This is a genomic window from Rhizobium leguminosarum (genome assembly GCF_019798305.1).
GTDB lineage: Bacteria > Pseudomonadota > Alphaproteobacteria > Rhizobiales > Rhizobiaceae > Rhizobium > Rhizobium leguminosarum_U.
The window spans coordinates 432,729-453,104 of the sequence record NZ_JAAXDD010000001.1; the positions used below are offsets into that span (position 1 = coordinate 432,729).

A 20,376-nucleotide genomic window follows, 5' to 3' on the forward strand; every position below is an offset into this window, starting at 1 on the left:
CAAAAAGCGGGTGCGAACTCTCCGGCATTCACCTCCCGCTTGGTGAACGACGGCCCTTGCATCCCTGAAACGGGGTGCAGCCGGTCTGCGGGCGACGGGGGCTCCTCCTCCGGGGCGCCGCCGGACGGCGTCAGTCGGTCAATCTCCGGCCGCTCTCGGCATCGAAGAGATGAACATGCGCGGCGTCGATCGCAACGCGCAGAGTCTCGCCCGGCCGCGCGCTGACGCGTTCGCGGAAGACGCAGCTGAGGTCGCTGCCGCCGAGCCTGAGGATGAGATGAGTCTCATAGCCGGTCGGCTCGATCACTACGATTTCACCCGGCAGGCCATTGGCATCGAGCAGGATGTATTCCGGGCGTAGCCCGTAGACGAGATCGCGGCCGATGGCGTCGGCGGGCGGATTGGCGACTGGGAGCGCCGTACCGTCCGACGCCTTGAAATTTTTGGGGTTTTCAGGGTCGAGCCTGCCCTTGATCATGTTCATCGCCGGTGAACCGATGAAACCGCCAACGAAAAGATTGGCGGGCTTGTCGTAAAGCTCGAGCGGCGTGCCGATCTGCTCGACGACGCCGTCGTGCATGACGACGATCTTGTCGGCCATGGTCATGGCCTCGATCTGGTCGTGGGTGACGTAGACCGTCGTCGTTTTCAGCCGCTGGTGCAGTTCCTTGATCTCGGCGCGCATGGCGACGCGCAGCTTCGCATCGAGGTTGGATAGCGGTTCGTCGAACAGGAAGACTTCCGGATCGCGCACGATCGCCCGCCCCATGGCGACACGCTGGCGCTGGCCGCCGGAAAGCTGGCGCGGATAACGGTCGAGCAATTTGTCGAGACCGAGGATGCCGGCGGCATATTTCACCCGCTGCTCGGCTTCCGCCTTCGGCGCCTTGTTCAGCATCAGCGAGAAACCCATGTTCTGCTCCACCGTCATATGCGGATAGAGCGCATAGTTCTGGAACACCATGGCGATGTCGCGGTCCTTGGGCGGCAGCGTGTTAACCACGCGCCCGCCGATCTTGATCTCACCGCCGGAAATATTCTCAAGTCCCGCCAGCATCCGCAGCAGCGTGGACTTTCCACAACCCGACGGGCCGACCAGGATCACGAACTCCCCGTCGGCAATGTCGATATCCACGCCTTTGATGACCGGAAATGCCCCGAATGATTTCCGCACATCCGCGAATTGAACGCCTGCCATACCCACTCCTCCCAGAAATCGAGCGCTACATGCTATGTCTTCGTATTTTCGTATATCTTGCCGGCGGCCTTATCTTCTCAAGGCCCTCAGCCGCTGCAGTCCCGCATATGCGGGTGTGCCCGGGCGGTACTCTCCTCCCATGGGGCGATTTTAGCCCCCCTCAATCTCATCTGGACGCACCCGGAGCGTCTTCGGCGAGGTAGACCTCGATCAGCTCGTCCACCGTGGTTTCGGCGACGAAACCCAGTTGCGTCGCGCGTTCGGGCGTAAAGGATTTCGGCCATCCGGCGACGATCGCTTCGATGACCTCGTCGCGGCGACGATCGATCAAATCCGCTGCCTCGGGACCGGCAGCACGGCGCAAGGCGGCAATCTGGTCGGCAACAGTGGCGGCGACGCCCGGCATGGTGAGCGTGCGCCGAACACCCAGAGCCGCCGTGTCGAGCGTCGCAGCATGGATCAGGAACTTGATGGCGGAACGCGGGCTTGCCAGCCAGTGCTTGACCGTTTCCTCGACCGGAAGAACAGCCCGCTGGCCTGCAAGCGGTTCCCGCAGGATTCCGGAAAAGAACCCCGATGCGGCAGCGTTCGGCGCACCCGGCCGGATCACGATGGTCGGCAACCGAATTCCGACGCCGTCGATGAAGCCGCGCCGCGAATAGTCCGCAAGCAGAAGCTCGGATATCGCCTTCTGGACTCCGTAGCTGGTGAGAGGTGCGAGCACGTAGTCGTCGGGAATGGGATCTGGAAACGGCGAGCCATAGACCGCGATCGACGAGGAGAACACGAACCGGGGAACATAGGCTTGGCGGGTTCCCTCCCGGCGGATCGCTTCCAACAGCAATCGCGTGCCGTCGAGATTGACCCGGTAGCCGAGTTCGAAATTGCGCTCGGCTTCGCCGGAAACGATCGCCGCGAGATGGAAGATCACGTCGGCCCGGCGAGCCGCCAAGGCTTCCGCTGCGCCGCTTTCGGAAATATCGGCAGCCAGCGCTTCCACCGGCCAGGAGACGCCTTTGGGCACCGGCGGAGGCGTGACATCGGCGACCGTCATGCGGGTGATTGTATCACCGCCGAGGGAACCGCTGCGCGCCAAGTTGGCAGCAAGCTTCCGGCCGATCATTCCTCCCGCCCCGATAATGAGAATATGCATCGTGTTTCGCCTCCCTGCGAACTACGAGAAGAGTAACTTGGTCGTCGTATAAATACGGGTTTCGTGGATCGCGAAGGCCGCGGATGCGGCGTCAGGATCCCGCGTCTCTAAGCCGGCGAGGATCATCCGGTGATCGGCGATGCTCGAGGCGATGCTCCCGGGCTGCGAGACGACGCGCCTTCGGTGGCTCAGCAGATAGGAGTAAAGGTCCGCGGCCAGATCAGCCAGTACCGCGTTGCCGCTGGAACGGTAGATGGCCGTGTGAAATTCCCGGTCGCAAATCAAAAAACGGACAGGATCGTCACACGCGGCCTCCTGCGCTGCTATCGAATTGCGAAGATAATCGAGAGTTGAAGCCTCGACCTTGATGGCTGCGGCCCTTGCTACTCGCGCTTCGATAAGAAGCCGCGCCTCATGAACGTCGTCGAGATTGTAGGCCGCAATGTCGCGATACCGCGCAGCTTGGACAGCCAGTTCACCGACGTCCACCGATGCCACCACGGTTCGCATTCCATGCGCAACGGAGAGGATGCCGCGGGTGGAAAGGATGAGGATCGCGCCACGCACGGTTTCGCGGCTGACCGAGAGCGCGGAAGCCAGTTCGCGCTCGCCTGGCAGCGGATCGCCGACCTTGAGAATTCCCGTTGCAATGAATGTTGTGATCTTCTGGACAACGAAGTCTTTCGTCGAGGTCTTCGGCGCCCCGCCCAGCGTCGCAACGTCGTCTTCGAGCATCGCTCGAACATCCATTGCTTTCCCCTCCTCGTCCATGGCTCTACTGGTCCGGTTAGTGGACCAGTAGAGCTGAGCTGAAGAAGGTTGTCAACGCTTCATGCCCGCAACCTGGTCAATCGATATCATCAGCACCGAGCTCAAGCCGCTTTGGAGATTCTGCCGAGGCGCTTGATCGCCTGTTCCAGTGGACGCTTGCCATCGCCGTAATCTTCCCAGGCAGAGGACTTCGACAGCAGGGCCGGAACGGTGCGGATGGTGAAGCGCTTCGGGTCCAGGTCCGATTTGACCTGGGTCCAGGTCAGTGGCATCGAGATGGTGGCACCCGGCCGGGCGCGCGGTGACAAAGGCGCCACCGCCGTCGCCATCCGGTCGTTGCGCAGATAGTCGAGGAAGATCCGGCCGTCCCTGAGGCTCTTCGTCATTTTGATCAGATAGAGATCGGGATTGTCGCGCGCCATCTGCTGGCACACATCATGGGCGAAACCCTTCGCTTCGGCCCACGAAAGCGGCTTGCGCTTGTTGACCGCAAGCGGAGTAACAACGTGCAGACCCTTGCCGCCGGTCGTCTTGCAAAAGCTGATCAGGCCCAGCGCGTCGAGACGGTCCCGCATTTCCCTGGCCGCTGAAACGACCGCGGAGAATGGCACGTCCGGACCTGGATCAAGGTCGAAGACGAGCCGGCCCGGCACCTCAGGCTGATGCGGTTCGCAATTCCAGGGATGCAGCTCGACGGCGCCGATCTGCGCGACGGCAGCCAAGCCTTCGACACGGTCGATCTGCAGATAGGGCTTTTTGTCGCCAAAGACCTTGACCAGTTCGAGAAGGTTCGAGGTGCCGGGCATCGCATGGCGCTGGAAAAATTGCTCGCCGCCGATCCCGTCGGGTGCGCGGATGACCGAACATGGGCGTCCCTTGATGTGCTCGATCAGCCAGGAGCCGACGGCTTCGTAGTAGCGGGCCAGCTCTTCCTTGGTGACGGGTTCGCCGTCATTTGCGTCCGGCCATAGCGGCTTGTCCGGGTTTGAAACCAGCACCCCCATGACCTCGGCCTTGGCGCTTTTTCGACGGGTGGGTCCGGCCTTCGCCTGCACCGCCGGCTGCGGCACGTCAATTTGTGCGGGCTTCGCCGGCCGTTCAGCCTTGACCTCTTTCGCCGGCTTGTCTTCCCGTAGTCCCTTGAAGGCCGCCTGCCGGACAATGCCGTCGGCCGTCCAGCCTGCGAATTCGATTTCCGCCACGAGCTCGGGCTTCAGCCAGGTGACCTCGGCCTCCTTTTTCGGTGCGCCGACGCCGGTGAAAGGCGATTTCGCCGTCTCGAGCGCCTTCAACTTCGGCAGCAGCATTTCCACTTTCTTTGCGCCATATCCCGTGCCGACGCGGCCGACATAGACGAAGTGGTCGCCGTGATAGACGCCGACCAACAGGGATCGGAATTTCGCGTTGGTCTTGGCATAGGCGCCGATTACCACCTCATGGCCGGCGCGGCATTTCGACTTCGCCCAGCTTTCGGTACGGCCGGATTGATAGGGTGCATCCCCTTGTTTGGAGATGATGCCTTCCAGCGAGAGCTTGCACGCAGACCGGAGAACTGCATCGCCGCCAGTCTCGAAATGCTCGACGAAACGGATGCGCGGATCGCTGCCGGCGTCGGACAGAAGGCTTTGAAGCCGCGCCTTGCGCTCGACGAGCGGCAGAGATCGCAAATCTTCCCCTCCCTCGTAGAGAAGATCGAATGCGAAATAGACGAGCGCGCCGGTCTTGCCTTCCGACAAGGCCGCCTGCAGGGCTGCGAAATCCGGTACGCCATTGTCGCCGAGGGCGCAGATCTCGCCGTCGATGATCGCATCGGGCAGTGTCGATGCCGCCTCGGCGATCTCGGGATATTTGGCCGTCCAGTCGAGCCCTTTCCTCGTCTTCAGCGTCACCTCGCCATCCAGCGCACGCAACTGGATCCGGTAGCCGTCGAACTTGATCTCGTGAATCCAGCCGGTGCCAGCCGGAGGGCGCTCCAGGGTCTGGCAGAGCTGCGGCGCAATGAAATCCGGCAAATCGACCGTGGTGGCTGTTTTTGATTTCCGACCGCCTCTGGCGTCCTCTTTTCGCTCTTCAGCAGCCAGTCCGTGATTGCTGTCCCAGACGGCATCAGCCTGAACGTCGCCATCCTCGACCATGAAAGGCTTGGGCTTTCGTCCTTTGCCGGCGGCAATCATTTCCATGGTTCGGCCGGAGGCAACGGAGCTGTCATTTTCCTCGAGGATCGCTTCACCATTCTCCTCGACCGAGAACTCATCGTGGTGTTTGATCAGCAGCCAATTGGTGCGCTTGCCGCCGTTGCGATCATTGCGCATGCGCACCAGCACGAAGCTGCCGTGCAGGCGCTTGCCTTCCAAGGTGAACTTGAAGTCACCCTTGGCAAGCGCCTGCTCCGGGCTCTTCTTTCCTTCCGGTTCCCAATAGCCCCGATCCCAGAGCATGACCGTGCCGCCGCCATACTGGCCTTTCGGAATGGTGCCTTCGAAATCACCATAGTCCAGCGGGTGATCCTCGACCTCGACGGCCAGCCGCTTGTCGTGCGGGTCGAGGGATGGGCCTTTCGTGACAGCCCAGGATTTGAAGACGCCATCGAGCTCGAGCCGCAGGTCGTAGTGCAGCCGGGTGGCATCATGTTTCTGGATGACGAAGCGACGACGGTTGCTGCGGGCGAGGCGTTTTTCACCGCTCGGCTCGGCCGTCTTTAGGAAATCGCGCTTCGATCGATAGGTCGATAGTTTGTCACTGGCCATGGTCGTTCCCCAAAGCAACCCCGACAGCGAAATGCCGGCCGACGGCTGGAAGTTCCATCAGAGCGTCTATCTGGCGAACTTCAAGGGAAAGCGCGCTTATGAAAGCGGGCTAGCGCCTCACGCAGCGACGTCTGGAATTGGCAATCCTGCGATTTCGGCATGTTTACAGAGCTTCGCCCAAGCCACGTGGCCGACCGGCACGCCCTCTTCCAACGCCGCGCGGCGCCTTCGCGCTGCGCTGTCACCCGGCATGCGGACGGGGCCATTGTTCCAGGGCGCGGGAGGATTGCTGCGGCATGCAGAGGCAAGAAAGTCAGACTGCATTGTAAAGGCATCCAGCCCGGCGAAAAAGGCGGGGTCGATGATCTGAACGAAGGCGCTTTGCGAAAAGATGCCGGACGGCGCGTTCGCCCGTCCCTTGCCGGAAAGCCCCTGCCCCAGCAACTCGACGATCAGCCCGAGGCCAAAGCCCTTGTGTCCCTTCAGCTGACCACCGAGGGGCATCATCGTCCCGCCTCGTTCGGTCACCTCGCGCGGATCATCTGTCGGCTCGCCTGCGGCGGTGAAAGCCCAGGCCTCAGGAAATTTCTTGCCGGCCTTGGCCAGGTTTTGCGTCATGGTCGTGGTGGTAATCGAGGCCGAGACGTCAATCAGGATCGGATCCTCCGACGTCGGGAATCCGGCAGCCATCGGGTTGGGCGTCAGGAGCGGCTTCGTGCCGCCATAGGGCGCAACGCGGCTCGCCGCGGGATGCGAGACCGACAGTTGCACGATCAGACCGCGGTCGGTGACCTGCCGCATGAAGGCTGAAAGCGCGCAGGTATGGTGGCAGTTGCGGATCGCGGCGGTGACGACGCCATAATCGCCGACGCGTTCGCAGGCCTGCTCGATCGCCTTGGTCAGCAGCCATGCGCCGGGCAAGGATTTGCCGTCCCAAACAAAGGCTGCGCCGCGGTCATTGACGACCTTATAACTGCCCGACTTCGCCAGCGAGCCGTCTTCCAACGCCTCGACATACCAGTTCAAAAGGCTGACGCCATGGGTTTCGTGGCCGATCATGTCGCCCTCCACCAGGACGGCGGCAGTCGTTTCGGCCTTGTCGGGCTCCATGCCCGCACGGGTCAGTATCTGCTCGGCGAATTGGGTCAGGGCAATGCGGTCAATCAGGGGCATAGGCATTCCTCCCTCGCGTCACGGAAAGCACAGGCCGCTAGTTGCGGCGGCCCGTGCGTAAGTGCGGCATGCCGGCTTACTTGAAGCGGATCTGCGACAGCTGCAGTTCGGAATTCGTCGCGATCGTCGGCTTGAAGTCGAGACGCGGCGAGACGCGGGTGAAACCGACCATGTGAAACATCGGGATGTCGGCGATGATTTCGGTGTTCACCTTGGCGAACAGCTCCTTCCAGAGTTTTGTGCGCTCGTCTCCCGTAGCAGACGTCGCCTTGGCGATCAGCGCGTCGACAGTGGGATCGCGAACCATGGAGTGCGAGCCGTCGGTCGCGTATTTCACGAATGCGGTGAAGACGGGATCGCCGGTCGCATTGTCGTGCTGCGACTGGGTCAGCGTCGGGCCGGAATCGGCGACAAAGGGTGCAACGAAGTAGCCGTTCCACACGGAAACGTCATACATGTCGAGCTTCACGTTCAAGCCGACGTCCTGAAGCATTGCCATCATCGCTTCCATCGCTTCGGTGGCGTTTGGATATTGCCCATTGCGACCGATGATGCGGATCTCCCGATCGACCGGGACGCCGTCCGCTTTCGCCGCTGCGACCAGTTCCTTTGCTTTTTCGGGATCATAGGGCCAAGCGGGAATATCGCCATTGTAGCCGATCGTTGTGGGCACGACGAGCTGTGTCGCGATCTTCGCCTGTTCGGGGAACAACGTTCCAAGCATCGCCTGACGATCGATGGCGAGGTTCATCGCTTCGCGGATGCGCCGATCGTTGAGGGGTGCTGCGCGCGTATCGATGCGCAGCGATGTCGTCTCGGAATTCGGGTAGGCGAAATCGGTTTCCTTGTTGGTGGCATCCTGCACGGAGACGGCCGGAACGATATCGGCTTCGCCGGCATCGACCATGGCGGCAGCAACGGCGCTGTCGGAGCGGAACAGATAGGTCGCCTGTTCCACCTGCGGTTTCTCCCCCCAATATTCCGGATTGCGCTTCAGCACGATGGACTGGCCGATTTCCCATTTGTCGAACGTATAGGGTCCGGTGCCAATCGGCTTACGGGTGAATTCGTCGGCTGGTGTGGCCTCGGCCGATTCCACCGCCATCACCGTCATCAGAAGCGGAAGAATCGGCTGCGCCGGTTTTGTCGTAATCCGGATCGTGTTGGCATCGGGCGTCTCGAAGCTGAACTCCGTGCCGCCGAAATACTTGCCGCCCGTCTCACAGCTGAGCTTCTTGTTTTTGTTGCGCTCGATGGTGAACTGCACATCTTTGGCGGTAAACGGCTTGCCATCGTGCCATTTGACATTCGGGCGCAGCTTGAACTCCCAGGTGTTGTCGTCGATCTTCGACCACTCCGTCGCCAGGCGGGGCTTGAGGCCGCCATTGACGTAGTCGAATTCCACCAGCATCTCGTTGACGTTTTCTGAAATGACCCGGCCGACATCCTGGCGGGCTGCCATACAGGGCTCGACGACATCGACGGTTTCGGCAAGCACAACAGTGACGTTGCTTTTGGCATCCTGCGCCTGAGCTGAGCTGAAACTCAGCGCGAGCACCGTTGTTGAAAAGCAGGCAGTTAACAAATGCAATTTCATTTCGTTTCTCCTCCCATGCGCCTCTGGCGCTCCTCACAGCAAATCTGCGTTCCGTTTCCGGTGGTCCGACCTCAATCTCCTTAGAAATACTCTAATACATAAGTGCACTAATATACTAGTCTACGACGGCCTTCAACCTTGACGCGCCTAGTATGAGCTTTCAACCCGGTCTGGGAGGCGCCAATTTTACCTGGCCGAAACAATCAGTTCGCGCATCATCTCGACTTCTTCGTCGGTAAGATCCGTCAGCGGCGCCCGTACCGGACCCGTCTCGAAGCCGCGCAAACGCACGCCTGCCTTGACGGCAGATACCGCATAACCGGCCTTGCGATCGCGGATGCGGGCAAAGGGATAGTAGAAATCGCGCAGCATCTGCTCACAGACAGCGTCGTCACTGGCAAGGAATGCCTTATGGAATTTCAATGCCGTTTCAGGCACGAAATTGAAGACCGCCGAGGAATAGGTCGGCATGCCGGCTCCGCGATAGGCCTGAGCAAACAGTTCGTGTGTCGGCATGCCGCCGATATAGGAAAGGCGGTCGCCGAGGGCGATCGTGACACGGCGCACCGTATCGATGTCACCGGTTCCATCCTTGAAGCCGATCAGATTTGGGCATTCGTCGGCAAGCTGAGCAAGCTGCTCGGCCGAAACCCGTGCCTGGCCACGGTTATAAACGATGACGCCCATATTGGTGGCCTTGCAAACGGCCCGTACACGCGCGGCAATGCCATCTGCCGGCGCCTCGGTCAGGTAATGCGGCAGCAGAAGAATGCCGTCGCCACCGGCCGCCTCGATCTCGCGCGCCATGTCGCAGGCAATCCGCGTGCCGTAGCCGCATCCGGCAATCACCGGCGCATCGCCGGACGCGGCGCGGGCGGCCTTTACCACCTCAACCACCTCACCCGGTGTCAGCGAGAACAACTCACCAGTGCCGCCGGCAACGATCAGGCCGGCAACGGGGTAGGATGACAGCCATTCCAGATGCGCTGAAAACGGCTTGGTGGCAAACCGATCTTCGGCATCGAAAGGAGTGACGGGGAAGGACAGCAGGCCGTTGCGAATGATCTCGCGAAGTTCAGTCGGGGCAATCAATTTGGCACTCCTCGATTTCAGTTGCGCAGGTCTTGGGGCAACAGGTCGGCGGGGAAATTCTGGTAGGCAACAGGGCGCAGAAATCTGCGGATCGACATGGTCCCGACGCTGGTTGCGCCGAAGTTGGTCGAGGCTGGGTAGGGTCCGCCATGCACCATGGAATCGACAACCTCGACACCGGTCGGGAAGCCGTTGACCAGCACTCTGCCGGCTTTCCGTTCGAGGATTGGTAGCAGGTCGCGGGCAAGGCCCAGATCGGCATCGTCCATATGGATCGTCGCAGTCAGCTGTCCCTGGAAGCTTTCGGCAAGGGTGAGCATCTTTTCAGGCGAGCCGACGCGCACGACGAGGCCGAGGGGACCGAATACTTCTTCGCTGAGCGAGTGATCGGCAAGCCAGGCCGAGCCGTTGGTCTCGAACAGGTTCGGTGCTGCGTCGCGGCCGGCGCTCAGTGCAGCGAGAACCGGCGCGACGGCATTGCTTGCCCGCAGGCGGTCGACACCTTCGTGATAGGCCGTGGCGATGCCGTTGGTCAGCATCGTCTGCGGCGCCACCTTTTCAAGAGCCGCCTTGGCGGCACTAGTGAACTTGTCCGCCTCCGGCCCGTCGACGACGACGGCGATGCCCGGCTTGGTGCAGAACTGGCCGGCACCGAGCGTCAGTGAACCGGCCCAGCCTGAACCGATCGCCTCCGCCCGGGCAGCGGTAGCGGCCGGCAGCAGAAACATCGGATTGACGCTGCCCAGTTCCCCGAAAAAGGGGATCGGCTCAGGGCGCTGGGCGCAAAGGTCGAAGAGCGCCCGTCCACCGGCGAGCGAGCCGGTAAAGCCAACGGCTTTGATGGCCGGATGCGTCACCAGCGACGTTCCGACATCACGGCGGCCGCCCTGGATCAGGCTGAAGACGCCGGCCGGCATTCCAGTGCGCTCGACAGCGGCTGCAATCGCCTCGGCAATGATCTCACCCGTGCCGGGATGGGCTGAATGTCCCTTCACCACGACCGGGCAGCCCGCGGCAAGTGCTGCTGCCGTATCGCCGCCGGCGGTCGAGAATGCGAGCGGAAAATTCGAAGCGCCGAAGACGGCGACCGGACCGATCGGCCGTTGCACCAGACGGATCTCGGGCCGCGGCGCCGGTTGCCGATCGGGTTGCGCCGCATCGACGCGGGCGTCGAGATGCGCCCCCTTGCGGATATGGTCGGCAAACAGTCTGAGCTGCCCGGTGGTACGAGCGCGTTCGCCGTTGAGCCGGCCCTCCGGAAGCCCGGTTTCCTGCGTTCCGATCAGGGTGACCGCCGCGCCGCGCTTGTCGATCTCCTCGGCGATTGCCTCAAGGAAAAGGGCGCGCTCCTCGCGTGTCGTTGCCGAAAATGTCGCAAAAGCAGCTTCGGCGGCGCGGCAGGCGCGGTCGACCAGTTCCGTTGTGCCGACAGCAAAGTCATGTGCCTGCCCATGCGCCGGCTCGGATCGAAATGTCGTCGTTCCGGCAATCCACTCGCCAGCGATGAAATGCCTGCCTGAAGGGGTCCAGCTCATTGTTCTTCTCCTCGACGGAGCCTCGCTCCGTCCTGATGCGCGAAGTAATCAAGGTGCACCGCTTTAGCGGCCATTCACCTTACGCCATTCGGCAAAGAGCGTCAGATTGCTTTCGTCGGTGGCCGGGTAGAGGCCAATGATCGTGTGACCTTGCTTGACGCGTTCGGTGACGAAATCCTCGTAAGCGGTCATCTCCGCCGCTTCATCGGCGATCTCGTCGGCGATCTCGGCCGGGATGACGATCACGCTGTCGTCGTCGCCGACCATGATGTCGCCCGGGAAAACCGCCACATCGCCACAGCCTATCGGCACATTGATGTCGATTGCCTCGTGCAGCGTCAGGTTCGTCGGGCTGGAGGGGCGGTTGTGATAGGCGGGGATATCAAGGCCACCGATCGTCATGGCGTCCCGGAAGCCGCCATCGGTGACGACGCCGGCGCCGCCGCGCATCATCAGGCGGGTAATCAGGATGTCGCCGGCAGAGGCTGCGCGCGGATCCTTGCGGCTGTCCATCACCAGAACAGAGCCTTCCGGGCACGTCTCGATGGCAAGCCGTTGCGGATGTTTCGGGTTGCGAAAGACGTTCATCGCGTTGCGGTCCTCGCGCGCCGGCATGTAGCGCAGCGTGAAGGCCGGTCCGACCATATTGCGGCCCTTCGGCTGTACCGGCCGAACATCCTGGACCGTCTGGTTTCTCAGGCCGCGCTTGAACAGTGCCGAACAGAGCGTTGCGACGGAGACACCCATCAGTTTTTCACGGGTTGCGGGGTTCATTTCCTTCTCCTCGTTCTTATTCAGACGCCGAAGCTGCGCGTTTCCACGGTCCAGTCGCGGGCTTTGCCCGTCAGGCTGCAACCGAGCCCCGGCCGGGCCGGCACGATCATCCGGCCGTCCTTGATCTCGAGTTGTTCGTTAAACAGTGGCGCCAGCCAATCGAAATGCTCTACCCACGGCTCGTGCGCATAGGCGGCCGCCAGGTGCAGATGGATTTCCATGGCGAAATGCGGGGCCAGGCGCATACGTTTCGCCTCGGCGTGCGTGCAGATGCGCAGAAAAGGCGTGATGCCGCCGACACGCGGCGCATCCGGCTGAATGAAGTCGACCGCATCGGCCCGGATCAGCGCCATGTGCTCGTCGGCGCTGGCCAGCATTTCGCCGGTGGCGATCGGCGTGGCAAGTTCCCGCGCCAGTGCCGCATGGCCTTCGGCGTCATAGGCATCGAGCGGCTCTTCGATCCATTCGAGGTTGAGCGGTTCGACCAGCCGGCCGAAGCGCAAGGCCGTCGTGCGGTCCCATTGCTGGTTTGCATCGACCATCAGCGGAACACGGCCATCGATATGGCTGGTCACGGCATCAAGCCGGCGAAGGTCGATCATCGGGTCGGGCTGTCCGACCTTGATCTTGATGCCGCCGATGCCGGAGGAGATCGAGTGGTCGATGGCATCGCGGATTTCCTCGACGGTCGATGACAGGAAGCCGCCTGAGGTGTTGTAGCAGGCGACACTGTCGCGATGGGCGCCAAGCAGTTTTGCCAGCGGCAGGCCGGCGCGTTTCGCCTTCAGGTCCCAGAGGCAGATGTCGATGGCGGCGATTGCCTGCGTTGCAATGCCGGAGCGGCCGACCGAGGCCCCGGCCCAGCAGAGTTTATCCCAGATGCGCGCGGTATCGTTGGGGTCTTCGCCGATCAGGTTGTCGGCAAGCTCGCAGGCATGTGCGTAAAGGGCAGGTCCGCCTGCCCGCTTCGAGTAACTGAAACCGAGCCCACTATGGCCAGCCTCGGAGACGATCTCGCAAAACAGAAAGGCCACCTGGGTCAGCGGCTTCTGCCGGCCCGTCAAAACCTTGGCATCGCTGATCGGCCGCGCCAAAGGCAGGTAGACGAGCGACAGGGTGACCGATCGGATGGCGTCCAGCTTGGACGGACCGGCAGCGAAGCCAGCCTTGGGAGGCTGTGCCGGGATCGTGCGTCGTTTGGGATCAAACATCGTGGTGCCTCAGTTGATAGCCGGTTCCGGCGTCTTGCCACCGAATTGCGTGGTCAGGAAATCAAAGTCGCAGCCTTTGTCGGCCTGCTCGATATGGCTGGAGAACATGAAGCCGTAACCGCGCTCGTAATGCCGCGTCGGCGCCACCCAGGCGGCCCGCCGCGCTGTGATCTCTTCTTCGGAAACCAGCATGTTGAGGCTGCGCGCCGGAATATCGAGCTCGACCATGTCCCCCGTCCTCAACAGCGCCAGAGGCCCGCCAACATAAGATTCCGGTGCGACATGCAGCACGCAGGCGCCAAAACTGGTTCCGGACATGCGGGCGTCCGAGATCCGCACCATGTCGCGCAGGCCGAGCTTCAACAGCGCCTTCGGCATCGGGATCATGCCCCATTCCGGCATGCCTGGTCCGCCCTGGGGGCCGGCATTGCGGAGCACGAGAACGGTGTCCGGCGTCAGCGGGTAGTCGGGATCGTCGATGATCTTCTTCAACTCCGCATAGCTGTCGGCGACCAGCGCCGGGCCGCAATGGTGGTGGAATTTGGGGTCGCAGGCCGCCGGTTTGATGACCGCGCCGTCGGGACACAGGTTCCCCTTGAGCACGGCCAGCGAACCTTCGTGATAGACCGGGTTCGACAATGGCCGGATAACGTCGTCATTGTAGATCTTCACCTGGTCGAGACCAGCCACCAAGGGTTTTCCCATAACGGTAATCGCGGTGGGGTCCAGCTTGGCGCCGAGCTGCTTCATCAGGGCGCGCAGGCCACCCGCATAAAAGAAATCCTCCATCAGGTAGGTCGAACCGGAAGGCCGGATGTTGGCGAGAACCGGTGTCGTGCGACCGATGCGATCGAGATCATCAAGCTCCAGCGGGACGCCGGCGCGCCGCGCCATGGCGATCAGGTGAATGATCGCATTGGTGGAGCAGCCGGTCGCCATGGCGACGGTGACCGCATTGTCGACGGCCGCGGGCGTGATGATCTGGTCTGGCGTCAGATCCTCCCACACCATATCGACGATACGGCGGCCGCAGGCCGCCGACATGCGCTGGTGATTGGCGTCGGCTGCCGGGATCGACGATGCGCCCGGCAGCGTCAGCCCCATAGCCTCGGCGATCGCCGTCATCGTCGATGCCGTGCCCATGGTCATGCAATGGCCGTAGCTGCGGGCGATTCCGCCTTCGATGCCCTGCCACTCCTCCTGGGTGATCGTGCCGGCGCGGCGCTCGTCCCAGTATTTGAAACCGTCGGTACCGGAGCCCAGCGTCTTGCCGGCATAGTTGCCGCGAAGCATCGGGCCGGCGGGCAGATAAATGAAGGGAATGCCCATGCTGACTGCGCCCATGACAAGGCCCGGTGTCGTCTTGTCGCAGCCACCCATCAGAACGGCGCCATCGACAGGATGGCTCCGCAACAGTTCCTCGGTCTCCATCGCCAGCATATTGCGATAGAGCATCGTCGTCGGCTTGACGAAATTTTCGGAAAGGGAAAGAGCCGGCAGCTCCATGAGAAACCCGCCCGACTGAAGAATTCCGCGCTTCACCCATTCGACGCGTTCACGGAAATGCATGTGGCACGGCTGGGCATCGGACCAGGTGTTGATCACGGCAATGATCGGCTTTCCCTGCCAATCCTCCGGCGCATAACCCATCTGCATGGTCCGCGACCGGTGGCCGAACGAGCGCTGATCATCCGGCAGCATCCATCGGGCGGACCGCAATTGCTCGTAGGTTTTCCTCGCAGTCACGGCTTTCTCCCACCTTTTCGCTTGCTTATCTCAGCGTTTGCACCAACTGATATTTTAGTTTCACATATATATCAATGGAAAGTTTGCGTTCTTGTGCATTAGGTCGTGCAAAGCTATGAATGGGACTGAAAAGGATGTCCGACATGAATTCCCAGTTCGCCTCCACATTCGGCCTGACCGCGCCCGGCTTTCCGGTCGTTGCCGGCAGTACGGTCCAGCGGGTCTATGATGATCTGCGAAAGCGCATCATCACCATTCAGCTGCCGCCGGACACCACGCTGTCGCGCACCGAGCTCACCGAGACTTATGAAGTCAGCCAGACTCCCATCCGTGACGCATTGCAGCTCCTCAAGCAGGAGGGTCTGGTTCGCATTTACCCGCAGTCCCGCACTGTGGTGACCAGGATCGACGTCCTGCAGATCTACGAGGCACATTTCCTTCGCGTCGCACTGGAAACGGAAGTCTGCCGCCGCCTCGCAACCGACCCGGATCCGGATCCGAGCGTCATTACCCGCGCGCGGTCGATCATCAAGATGCAGGCGGCAGTCGCCGACGACGCCGATCAGATTGCGATCTTCCAGGAGCTCGACGAGCTTTTTCACCAGACATTGTTCGCAGGCGCCAAGCGCAGCAGCCTCCACCAATTGATCCGCGAGCGCTCCGGCCATCTCGAACGTATTCGTCGTCTGCATCTGCCCGAAAAGGGCAAGATCGTCAGCATTCTCGATGGGCACCACGCCATCATCGATGCGATTGCCGCACGCAACGAACAGGGTGCAGTCGACGCGATCCGTGAGCATCTCAGCCAAACCGTGGCAAAAGTGGAAGACCTGCGGAAAGAGTTCCCGGATTATTTCGTCTGATCTGCAGCGCTGCGGGTTTGCCGGAGTCAATTGACCGGCGTCAGCAACGGCCTGCCTGCGAAGAAGGCGGCAAGGTTGTCGACCGTCAATTGCGCCATCCCGTCGCGCGTTTCCTCGGTACCGCTGGCATGATGGGGATAGAGCACAACGTTGTCGAGCGCTGCAAAGCGCGGGTCGGGATTGGGTTCGTTGAGGTAGACATCGATGCCGGCCGAGGCGATCCGCCTTTCCTGCAAGGCCTTGATCAAGGCCGGCTCGTCGACCACGGTGCCGCGGGCAATGTTGATGAAGCTGCCGCTCGGTCCGAGCGCATTCAGCACGTCTGCCGAAATCAATCCTTCGGTGGCGGGGCCGCCAGGGGTCGCGACGATCAGGATATCGGCCCAGTCCGCCAGTTTTACCGGCGTGTCGAAATAGGCAAAATCGTTACCGGCTTTCTTCGTCCTGCCATAATAGCCGACCGTCAGCCCGACAGCTTCGCATCGCTTGGCAATGGCCATCCCTATGCGGCCGAGACCGACGATCCCGGCCTTCTTGCCCGACGTCGATGTCGTCAGCGGCATCATGCCCTTCCGCCCCCAGTCGCCGGAGCGCACATAGCGGTCGCCTTCTGGCAGGCGCCGGCGTGCCGCCAGCATCAGAAGCAATGCCATGTCGGCAACGTCGTCGCACAGCACCTCGGATGTGTTGGTGAGCTTGATGCCGCGCCGTGTCATCGCCTCGACGTCCATCTGGTCGTAGCCAGCCGAGGAACAGGCGGCAAGCTTTAATGCCGGCAATTTCGAAAGCAGGGCTTCGTCGATCGTCACATGGCCGTTGCAGACCAGCGCGGAAGAGATCGGGCCGGCTTGCTGCAAGAGAGCATCCCGCTCTTCGCCTTTGACCAGATCGAGCCGGTGCAGCGTGTAGGTCTCCTCCAGCATCGCCATCTGATGGGGGCGGAGCGGATAGGCGACGATGACATCGGGCTTCATGCGGAAACGAGTCCTTCCTGTCGTTGGCGGGCGGCGCGTCGGGTGGCCTGGATCTCCGGATCGGGATCGAGGCTCGCGGCAAGAAGCGCCTGCGTGTAGGGGTGGGATGGCGCGTTGAAGATCTGTTCCACCGGCCCCTCCTCGACAATCTCGCCAGCCTTCATGACGATGACACGATCGGCGAAATCGCGAACCACCGGCAGGTCGTGTGCGATGAAGAGGTAGGACAGACCGAATTCGCGACGCAGGCCCTCAAGCAAAGCGATCACCTGCGCCTGGATCGACACGTCGAGTGCCGAAACCGCCTCGTCGCAGATGATCAGTTTCGGCTCCATCGCCAGCGCCCGGGCAATCGCGATGCGCTGGCGCTGGCCGCCGGAAAACTGATGTGGATACCGGTCGGCCATATCCGGTTTCAGGCCAACCTTGACCAGCAATTCTGCCACTCTCTCCTTCCATCTCGCTTTCGCCAGGATATCCGGGTGAATGACCCAGGCCTCCGAAATCAACCGGAACACGCTCATCCGCGGGTTCAGTGACTGGGTCGGGTCCTGAAAGACCATCTGCAAATCGCGACGCAGCCCGAATATTTCCCTCGGGGTCATCGCAAGCAGATCGTTGCCGCGGTAGAGAACCTGGCCCTCCTGCGGATCATCGAGGCGAACGATCGCCCGGGCAAGGGTTGACTTGCCGGAACCGCTCTCGCCGACAACGGCAACCGTCTCGCCGGGCATGATGACGAAATCCACGCCCTTCAGCGCCTGGAATGCGCCAAAACTCTTTTTCAAGCCGATGGCGCGCAGCAGCGGTTCGCCCTTCCGGTCACGCTCTTGCGCCATCGCACCCTTCCCCGGTGCGGCAGCAATCAGCTTCTTCGTATAGGCGTTCTGCGGGTTGCGATAGACTTCGGCCGCATTGCCGGTTTCGACCACGCAGCCGGAATTCATCACCACGACCCGGTCGGCGATCTCGGCAACGACGCCCAAGTCGTGGGTGATCAGCAACAGGCCCATGCCGGTTTCCTGCTGCAACTCCTGCAGAAGTTCGAGCACCTGCGCCTGCACCGTCACATCAAGCGCGGTGGTGGGTTCATCCGCGATCAGGATATCGGGCTTGCAGGCGATTGCCATGGCGATCATCAGGCGCTGCCGCTGTCCGCCGGAGAACTGGAACGGATACTTTCGCATCGCCGCCTGCGGATCGGTTATGCCGACGCGCCCGATCAATTCGAGTGCCCTCGCGCCGGCGCGCTCCGCCGACTGGCCATGCGTCGTCATCATCTCGGTGATTTGCCAGCCGACCGGATAGACCGGATTGAGGTGGGCGAGCGGGTCCTGAAAGATCATGGCGATCTTGGCGCCGTTGATCGAGCGCCGCTCCTCGGGGGACATTTTCAGCATGTCGCGCCCGTTGAGGAGAATGGCGCCGCTGGTGATCTTACCGGGCGGCATGTCGATCAGATTCATGACCGCCGAGGCCGACACGGATTTGCCTGAACCGCTTTCCCCAAGGATCGCCAGCGTCTCGCCGCGATCGAGATGCCAGCTGACATCCTGCACCGCCTTGACGGTCCCGCTGGCGGTGTGAAACTCGACCGAGAGGTCACGCACTTCCAAAAGATGTTCAGCCATTTTTCCTGCCCCTCATTTCAAGGCGCCAGCGTTGCGTCGGATCGAGCGCGATGCGCAGCCAATTCGACAGAAGGTTCAGCGACAGCGTTGTCAGAATGATTGCAAGGCCCGGCCAGAAGGAAAGCCACCACGCATTGGTGAGATAGGGTCGTCCTTGAGCAACCATGAGACCCCAGGTGATCTCCGGCGCCTGAATGCCAATGCCCAGGAATGACAGGGAGGATTCCGCCAGCATGACGAAGGCGAAATCCAGCGTCGCAATGGTCACTAACGTTGGGAAGATCACTGGCAGGATGTGATGGAAGACGATGCGCCAATACGATGCTCCCATGACCTTCGCCGCCTGCACGAACATCCGCTCGCGCACTTCCAGCACTTCGGCGCGCGTGGTGCGCAGATAGATGGGAATGCGGGTGATCGCCAGGACGAGAACGATGTTGGTGACCGAGGGCTCGAGCATGTAGAGCACGATCACCGCCAGAAGCAGCGACGGAAAGGACATGATGACGTCGCCGAGGCGCATGATCCATTGAGCAGCAGAAGAGCGGCTGTAACCTGCCACCAGACCGAGCGCCGTACCGACGACGGATGATGCCAGCACGGCTGCCGCGGCAACCAGGATGGTGTTTTGCGCCGCCACGATGACGCGGGCAAGAAGCGGCCTGCCCAGCGCATCGGCGCCGAGGACATAAAGCATTCCGCGGCTGATATCGAACGGCGGCGCGTTGCGGCCCCGCAGGTTCTGCTTGGTGGCGATGCCCTCCAACAGGAACGGGCCAAACATCGCACAGAGCAGAATGATCAAGAGGAACAGAGCGGCGAAGAAAGCGAGCTTGTCCGCCCACAGCATCGTCAGCCAGCGCCCGATCGGGCCGCTCGGTTTTTTCTCGGCGAGGATTTGTGTGTCGGTCATCGTCATCGCTCAATACCGGATACGCGGATCGAGCAGCGCATAAGCGAGGTCGATCAACAGGTTCATGATGAAGATCGCCAGCGCCGAGACCATGATGACGGCCAGCACGACGGCAAAATCGCGAAGCAGGATGGAATCGATCATCAGCTTGCCGATGCCCGGAAAGCCAAACACCGTCTCGACGACAACCGCACCGTTCAGGATGGCGGCCGCCTGGTCGCCGATGACGGTGATCACCGGCAGCATGGCGTTGCGCAGTCCGTGAATAAAGATGATTGAGTTCGAGCGGACCCCCTTGGCGCGGGCCGTCTTCACATAGGCGGAAGACAGAACACTGATCATCGAGCCGCGGACCACCTGCAGGATCAGGCCGAAAGGCCGGATGAACAGCACGCTGACCGGCAGGACCCAGTGCCAGAAAGTTCCCGTTCCCGATGTTGGCAGGACATGCAGTTTGACGGCGAAAATGACGATCGCCACGATGGCCAGCCAGAAATCCGGCGCCGCAGCGCCGATCAGCGAGAAGAAAGTGGCGAGACGGTCGAAGACGCCGCCGACGCGAAACGCCGCGAGCGAACCGATGACGATCGCGGCGACCGTGACCAGCGCCATGGTGATGACAGCCAGCCAGAAGGTCCAGACGAAGGCTTCCAGCACGACGTCCATGGCAGGTCGGGCCTGTCGCAGTGACTGACCGAAATTGCCTTGGGCGAGATCCAAGACATAACGGCCGAACTGGATGATCAACGGATCGTTGAAACCGTTCATCTCACGGAATTGCTGGCGCATTTCCGTGGTCGCATCGATCGGCAGATAGAGGTCGGTCGGATCGCCCGTCAGACGGGAGAGGAAGAACACGATGACGATAAGCACCACGAGCGATACGCCACTGGCGATCGCGCGTTTGCCGATGAAACTCTTCATGCCACTCCTCCCGAGTGAACCCCATGGGGTCGTGATGTCCGGTTTCGTCTTCGTCTGTGCTGCCTGTGATACCC

16 protein-coding genes are annotated in these 20,376 nt (G+C 61.7%); 1 reads left to right on the forward strand and 15 read right to left on the reverse strand.

What is annotated here, in order from left to right; all coding sequences use genetic code 11:
* Window positions 1-130 precede the first annotated feature (130 nt).
* From HFO99_RS02040 to araD, 11 genes are all read right to left on the reverse strand, one after another.
* Window positions 131-1,198, reverse strand: coding sequence for an ABC transporter ATP-binding protein (locus HFO99_RS02040; RefSeq protein WP_222358853.1), 1,068 nt, complete (start codon window positions 1,196-1,198; stop codon window positions 131-133).
* 166 nt (window positions 1,199-1,364) lie between these two features.
* Window positions 1,365-2,351: a D-erythronate dehydrogenase gene (gene denD / locus HFO99_RS02045; protein WP_222358855.1), complete on the reverse strand. Its 987-nt coding sequence runs from the start codon at window positions 2,349-2,351 to the stop codon at window positions 1,365-1,367.
* A gap of 21 nt (window positions 2,352-2,372) precedes the next feature.
* On the reverse strand, window positions 2,373-3,101 hold the full coding sequence (locus tag HFO99_RS02050; RefSeq protein ID WP_222358858.1) for a FadR/GntR family transcriptional regulator: 729 nt from the start codon (window positions 3,099-3,101) through the stop codon (window positions 2,373-2,375).
* 122 nt (window positions 3,102-3,223) lie between these two features.
* Window positions 3,224-5,869 (reverse strand): DNA ligase D, encoded by a 2,646-nt coding sequence (gene ligD, locus HFO99_RS02055; RefSeq protein WP_222358860.1) that lies wholly within the window; start codon window positions 5,867-5,869, stop codon window positions 3,224-3,226.
* 117 nt (window positions 5,870-5,986) lie between these two features.
* Window positions 5,987-7,048, reverse strand: a complete 1,062-nt coding sequence (locus HFO99_RS02060; RefSeq protein WP_222358862.1) for an Ldh family oxidoreductase — start codon at window positions 7,046-7,048, stop codon at window positions 5,987-5,989.
* A 70-nt stretch (window positions 7,049-7,118) separates the two neighbouring features.
* Entirely contained in the window at window positions 7,119-8,639 is a 1,521-nt protein-coding gene (locus tag HFO99_RS02065) for an ABC transporter substrate-binding protein (protein WP_222358864.1), read from the reverse strand.
* Between the two features lie 186 nt (window positions 8,640-8,825).
* On the reverse strand, window positions 8,826-9,731 hold the full coding sequence (locus tag HFO99_RS02070) for a 5-dehydro-4-deoxyglucarate dehydratase (RefSeq protein WP_222358866.1): 906 nt from the start codon (window positions 9,729-9,731) through the stop codon (window positions 8,826-8,828).
* 17 nt (window positions 9,732-9,748) lie between these two features.
* Entirely contained in the window at window positions 9,749-11,266 is a 1,518-nt protein-coding gene (locus tag HFO99_RS02075) for an aldehyde dehydrogenase (NADP(+)) (RefSeq protein WP_222358868.1), read from the reverse strand.
* A gap of 63 nt (window positions 11,267-11,329) precedes the next feature.
* Window positions 11,330-12,040, reverse strand: coding sequence for a ribonuclease activity regulator RraA (locus HFO99_RS02080; RefSeq protein WP_222358870.1), 711 nt, complete (start codon window positions 12,038-12,040; stop codon window positions 11,330-11,332).
* A 20-nt stretch (window positions 12,041-12,060) separates the two neighbouring features.
* Window positions 12,061-13,251 carry an L-talarate/galactarate dehydratase gene (locus HFO99_RS02085; protein WP_222358872.1) on the reverse strand — a complete coding sequence of 397 codons (1,191 nt, stop codon included), beginning with the start codon at window positions 13,249-13,251 and terminating at the stop codon, window positions 12,061-12,063.
* A gap of 9 nt (window positions 13,252-13,260) precedes the next feature.
* Complete coding sequence (gene araD, locus HFO99_RS02090) at window positions 13,261-14,997, reverse strand: L-arabinonate dehydratase (RefSeq protein WP_222358874.1); 1,737 nt, start codon at window positions 14,995-14,997, stop codon at window positions 13,261-13,263.
* Between the two features lie 143 nt (window positions 14,998-15,140).
* On the opposite strand from araD, the gene HFO99_RS02095 reads away from it, so the two are divergent.
* Window positions 15,141-15,860 (forward strand): GntR family transcriptional regulator, encoded by a 720-nt coding sequence (locus tag HFO99_RS02095; protein WP_018480299.1) that lies wholly within the window; start codon window positions 15,141-15,143, stop codon window positions 15,858-15,860.
* Between the two features lie 26 nt (window positions 15,861-15,886).
* Here HFO99_RS02095 and HFO99_RS02100 read toward each other — a convergent pair whose 3' ends face one another.
* The 4 genes from HFO99_RS02100 to HFO99_RS02115 are packed head-to-tail and all read right to left on the reverse strand — an operon-like array spanning window position 15,887 to window position 20,302.
* Window positions 15,887-16,834: a 2-hydroxyacid dehydrogenase gene (locus HFO99_RS02100; RefSeq protein ID WP_222358877.1), complete on the reverse strand. Its 948-nt coding sequence runs from the start codon at window positions 16,832-16,834 to the stop codon at window positions 15,887-15,889.
* Window positions 16,831-18,465: an ABC transporter ATP-binding protein gene (locus HFO99_RS02105; RefSeq protein ID WP_222358879.1), complete on the reverse strand. Its 1,635-nt coding sequence runs from the start codon at window positions 18,463-18,465 to the stop codon at window positions 16,831-16,833. Before HFO99_RS02105 ends, HFO99_RS02100 begins: the two co-directional genes overlap by 4 nt.
* Window positions 18,458-19,384 (reverse strand): ABC transporter permease, encoded by a 927-nt coding sequence (locus tag HFO99_RS02110; protein ID WP_222358882.1) that lies wholly within the window; start codon window positions 19,382-19,384, stop codon window positions 18,458-18,460. Before HFO99_RS02110 ends, HFO99_RS02105 begins: the two co-directional genes overlap by 8 nt.
* Window positions 19,385-19,387: 3 nt before the next feature.
* Window positions 19,388-20,302: an ABC transporter permease gene (locus HFO99_RS02115; RefSeq protein WP_222358884.1), complete on the reverse strand. Its 915-nt coding sequence runs from the start codon at window positions 20,300-20,302 to the stop codon at window positions 19,388-19,390.
* Window positions 20,303-20,376 lie beyond the last annotated feature (74 nt).

Bases quoted from the DNA above. Each gene is read 5' to 3' on its own strand.
- HFO99_RS02040 (WP_222358853.1), bottom strand. From the start codon at position 1,198: ATGGCAGGCGTTCAATTCGCGGATGTGCGGAAATCATTCGGGGCATTT.
- denD (WP_222358855.1), bottom strand. From the start codon at position 2,351: ATGCATATTCTCATTATCGGGGCGGGAGGAATGATCGGCCGGAAGCTT.
- HFO99_RS02050 (WP_222358858.1), bottom strand. From the start codon at position 3,101: ATGGATGTTCGAGCGATGCTCGAAGACGACGTTGCGACGCTGGGCGGG.
- ligD (WP_222358860.1), bottom strand. From the start codon at position 5,869: ATGGCCAGTGACAAACTATCGACCTATCGATCGAAGCGCGATTTCCTA.
- HFO99_RS02060 (WP_222358862.1), bottom strand. From the start codon at position 7,048: ATGCCTATGCCCCTGATTGACCGCATTGCCCTGACCCAATTCGCCGAG.
- HFO99_RS02065 (WP_222358864.1), bottom strand. From the start codon at position 8,639: ATGAAATTGCATTTGTTAACTGCCTGCTTTTCAACAACGGTGCTCGCG.
- HFO99_RS02075 (WP_222358868.1), bottom strand. From the start codon at position 11,266: ATGAGCTGGACCCCTTCAGGCAGGCATTTCATCGCTGGCGAGTGGATT.
- HFO99_RS02080 (WP_222358870.1), bottom strand. From the start codon at position 12,040: ATGAACCCCGCAACCCGTGAAAAACTGATGGGTGTCTCCGTCGCAACG.
- HFO99_RS02085 (WP_222358872.1), bottom strand. From the start codon at position 13,251: ATGTTTGATCCCAAACGACGCACGATCCCGGCACAGCCTCCCAAGGCT.
- HFO99_RS02095 (WP_018480299.1), top strand. From the start codon at position 15,141: ATGAATTCCCAGTTCGCCTCCACATTCGGCCTGACCGCGCCCGGCTTT.
- HFO99_RS02100 (WP_222358877.1), bottom strand. From the start codon at position 16,834: ATGAAGCCCGATGTCATCGTCGCCTATCCGCTCCGCCCCCATCAGATG.
- HFO99_RS02105 (WP_222358879.1), bottom strand. From the start codon at position 18,465: ATGGCTGAACATCTTTTGGAAGTGCGTGACCTCTCGGTCGAGTTTCAC.
- HFO99_RS02110 (WP_222358882.1), bottom strand. From the start codon at position 19,384: ATGACGATGACCGACACACAAATCCTCGCCGAGAAAAAACCGAGCGGC.
- HFO99_RS02115 (WP_222358884.1), bottom strand. From the start codon at position 20,302: ATGAAGAGTTTCATCGGCAAACGCGCGATCGCCAGTGGCGTATCGCTC.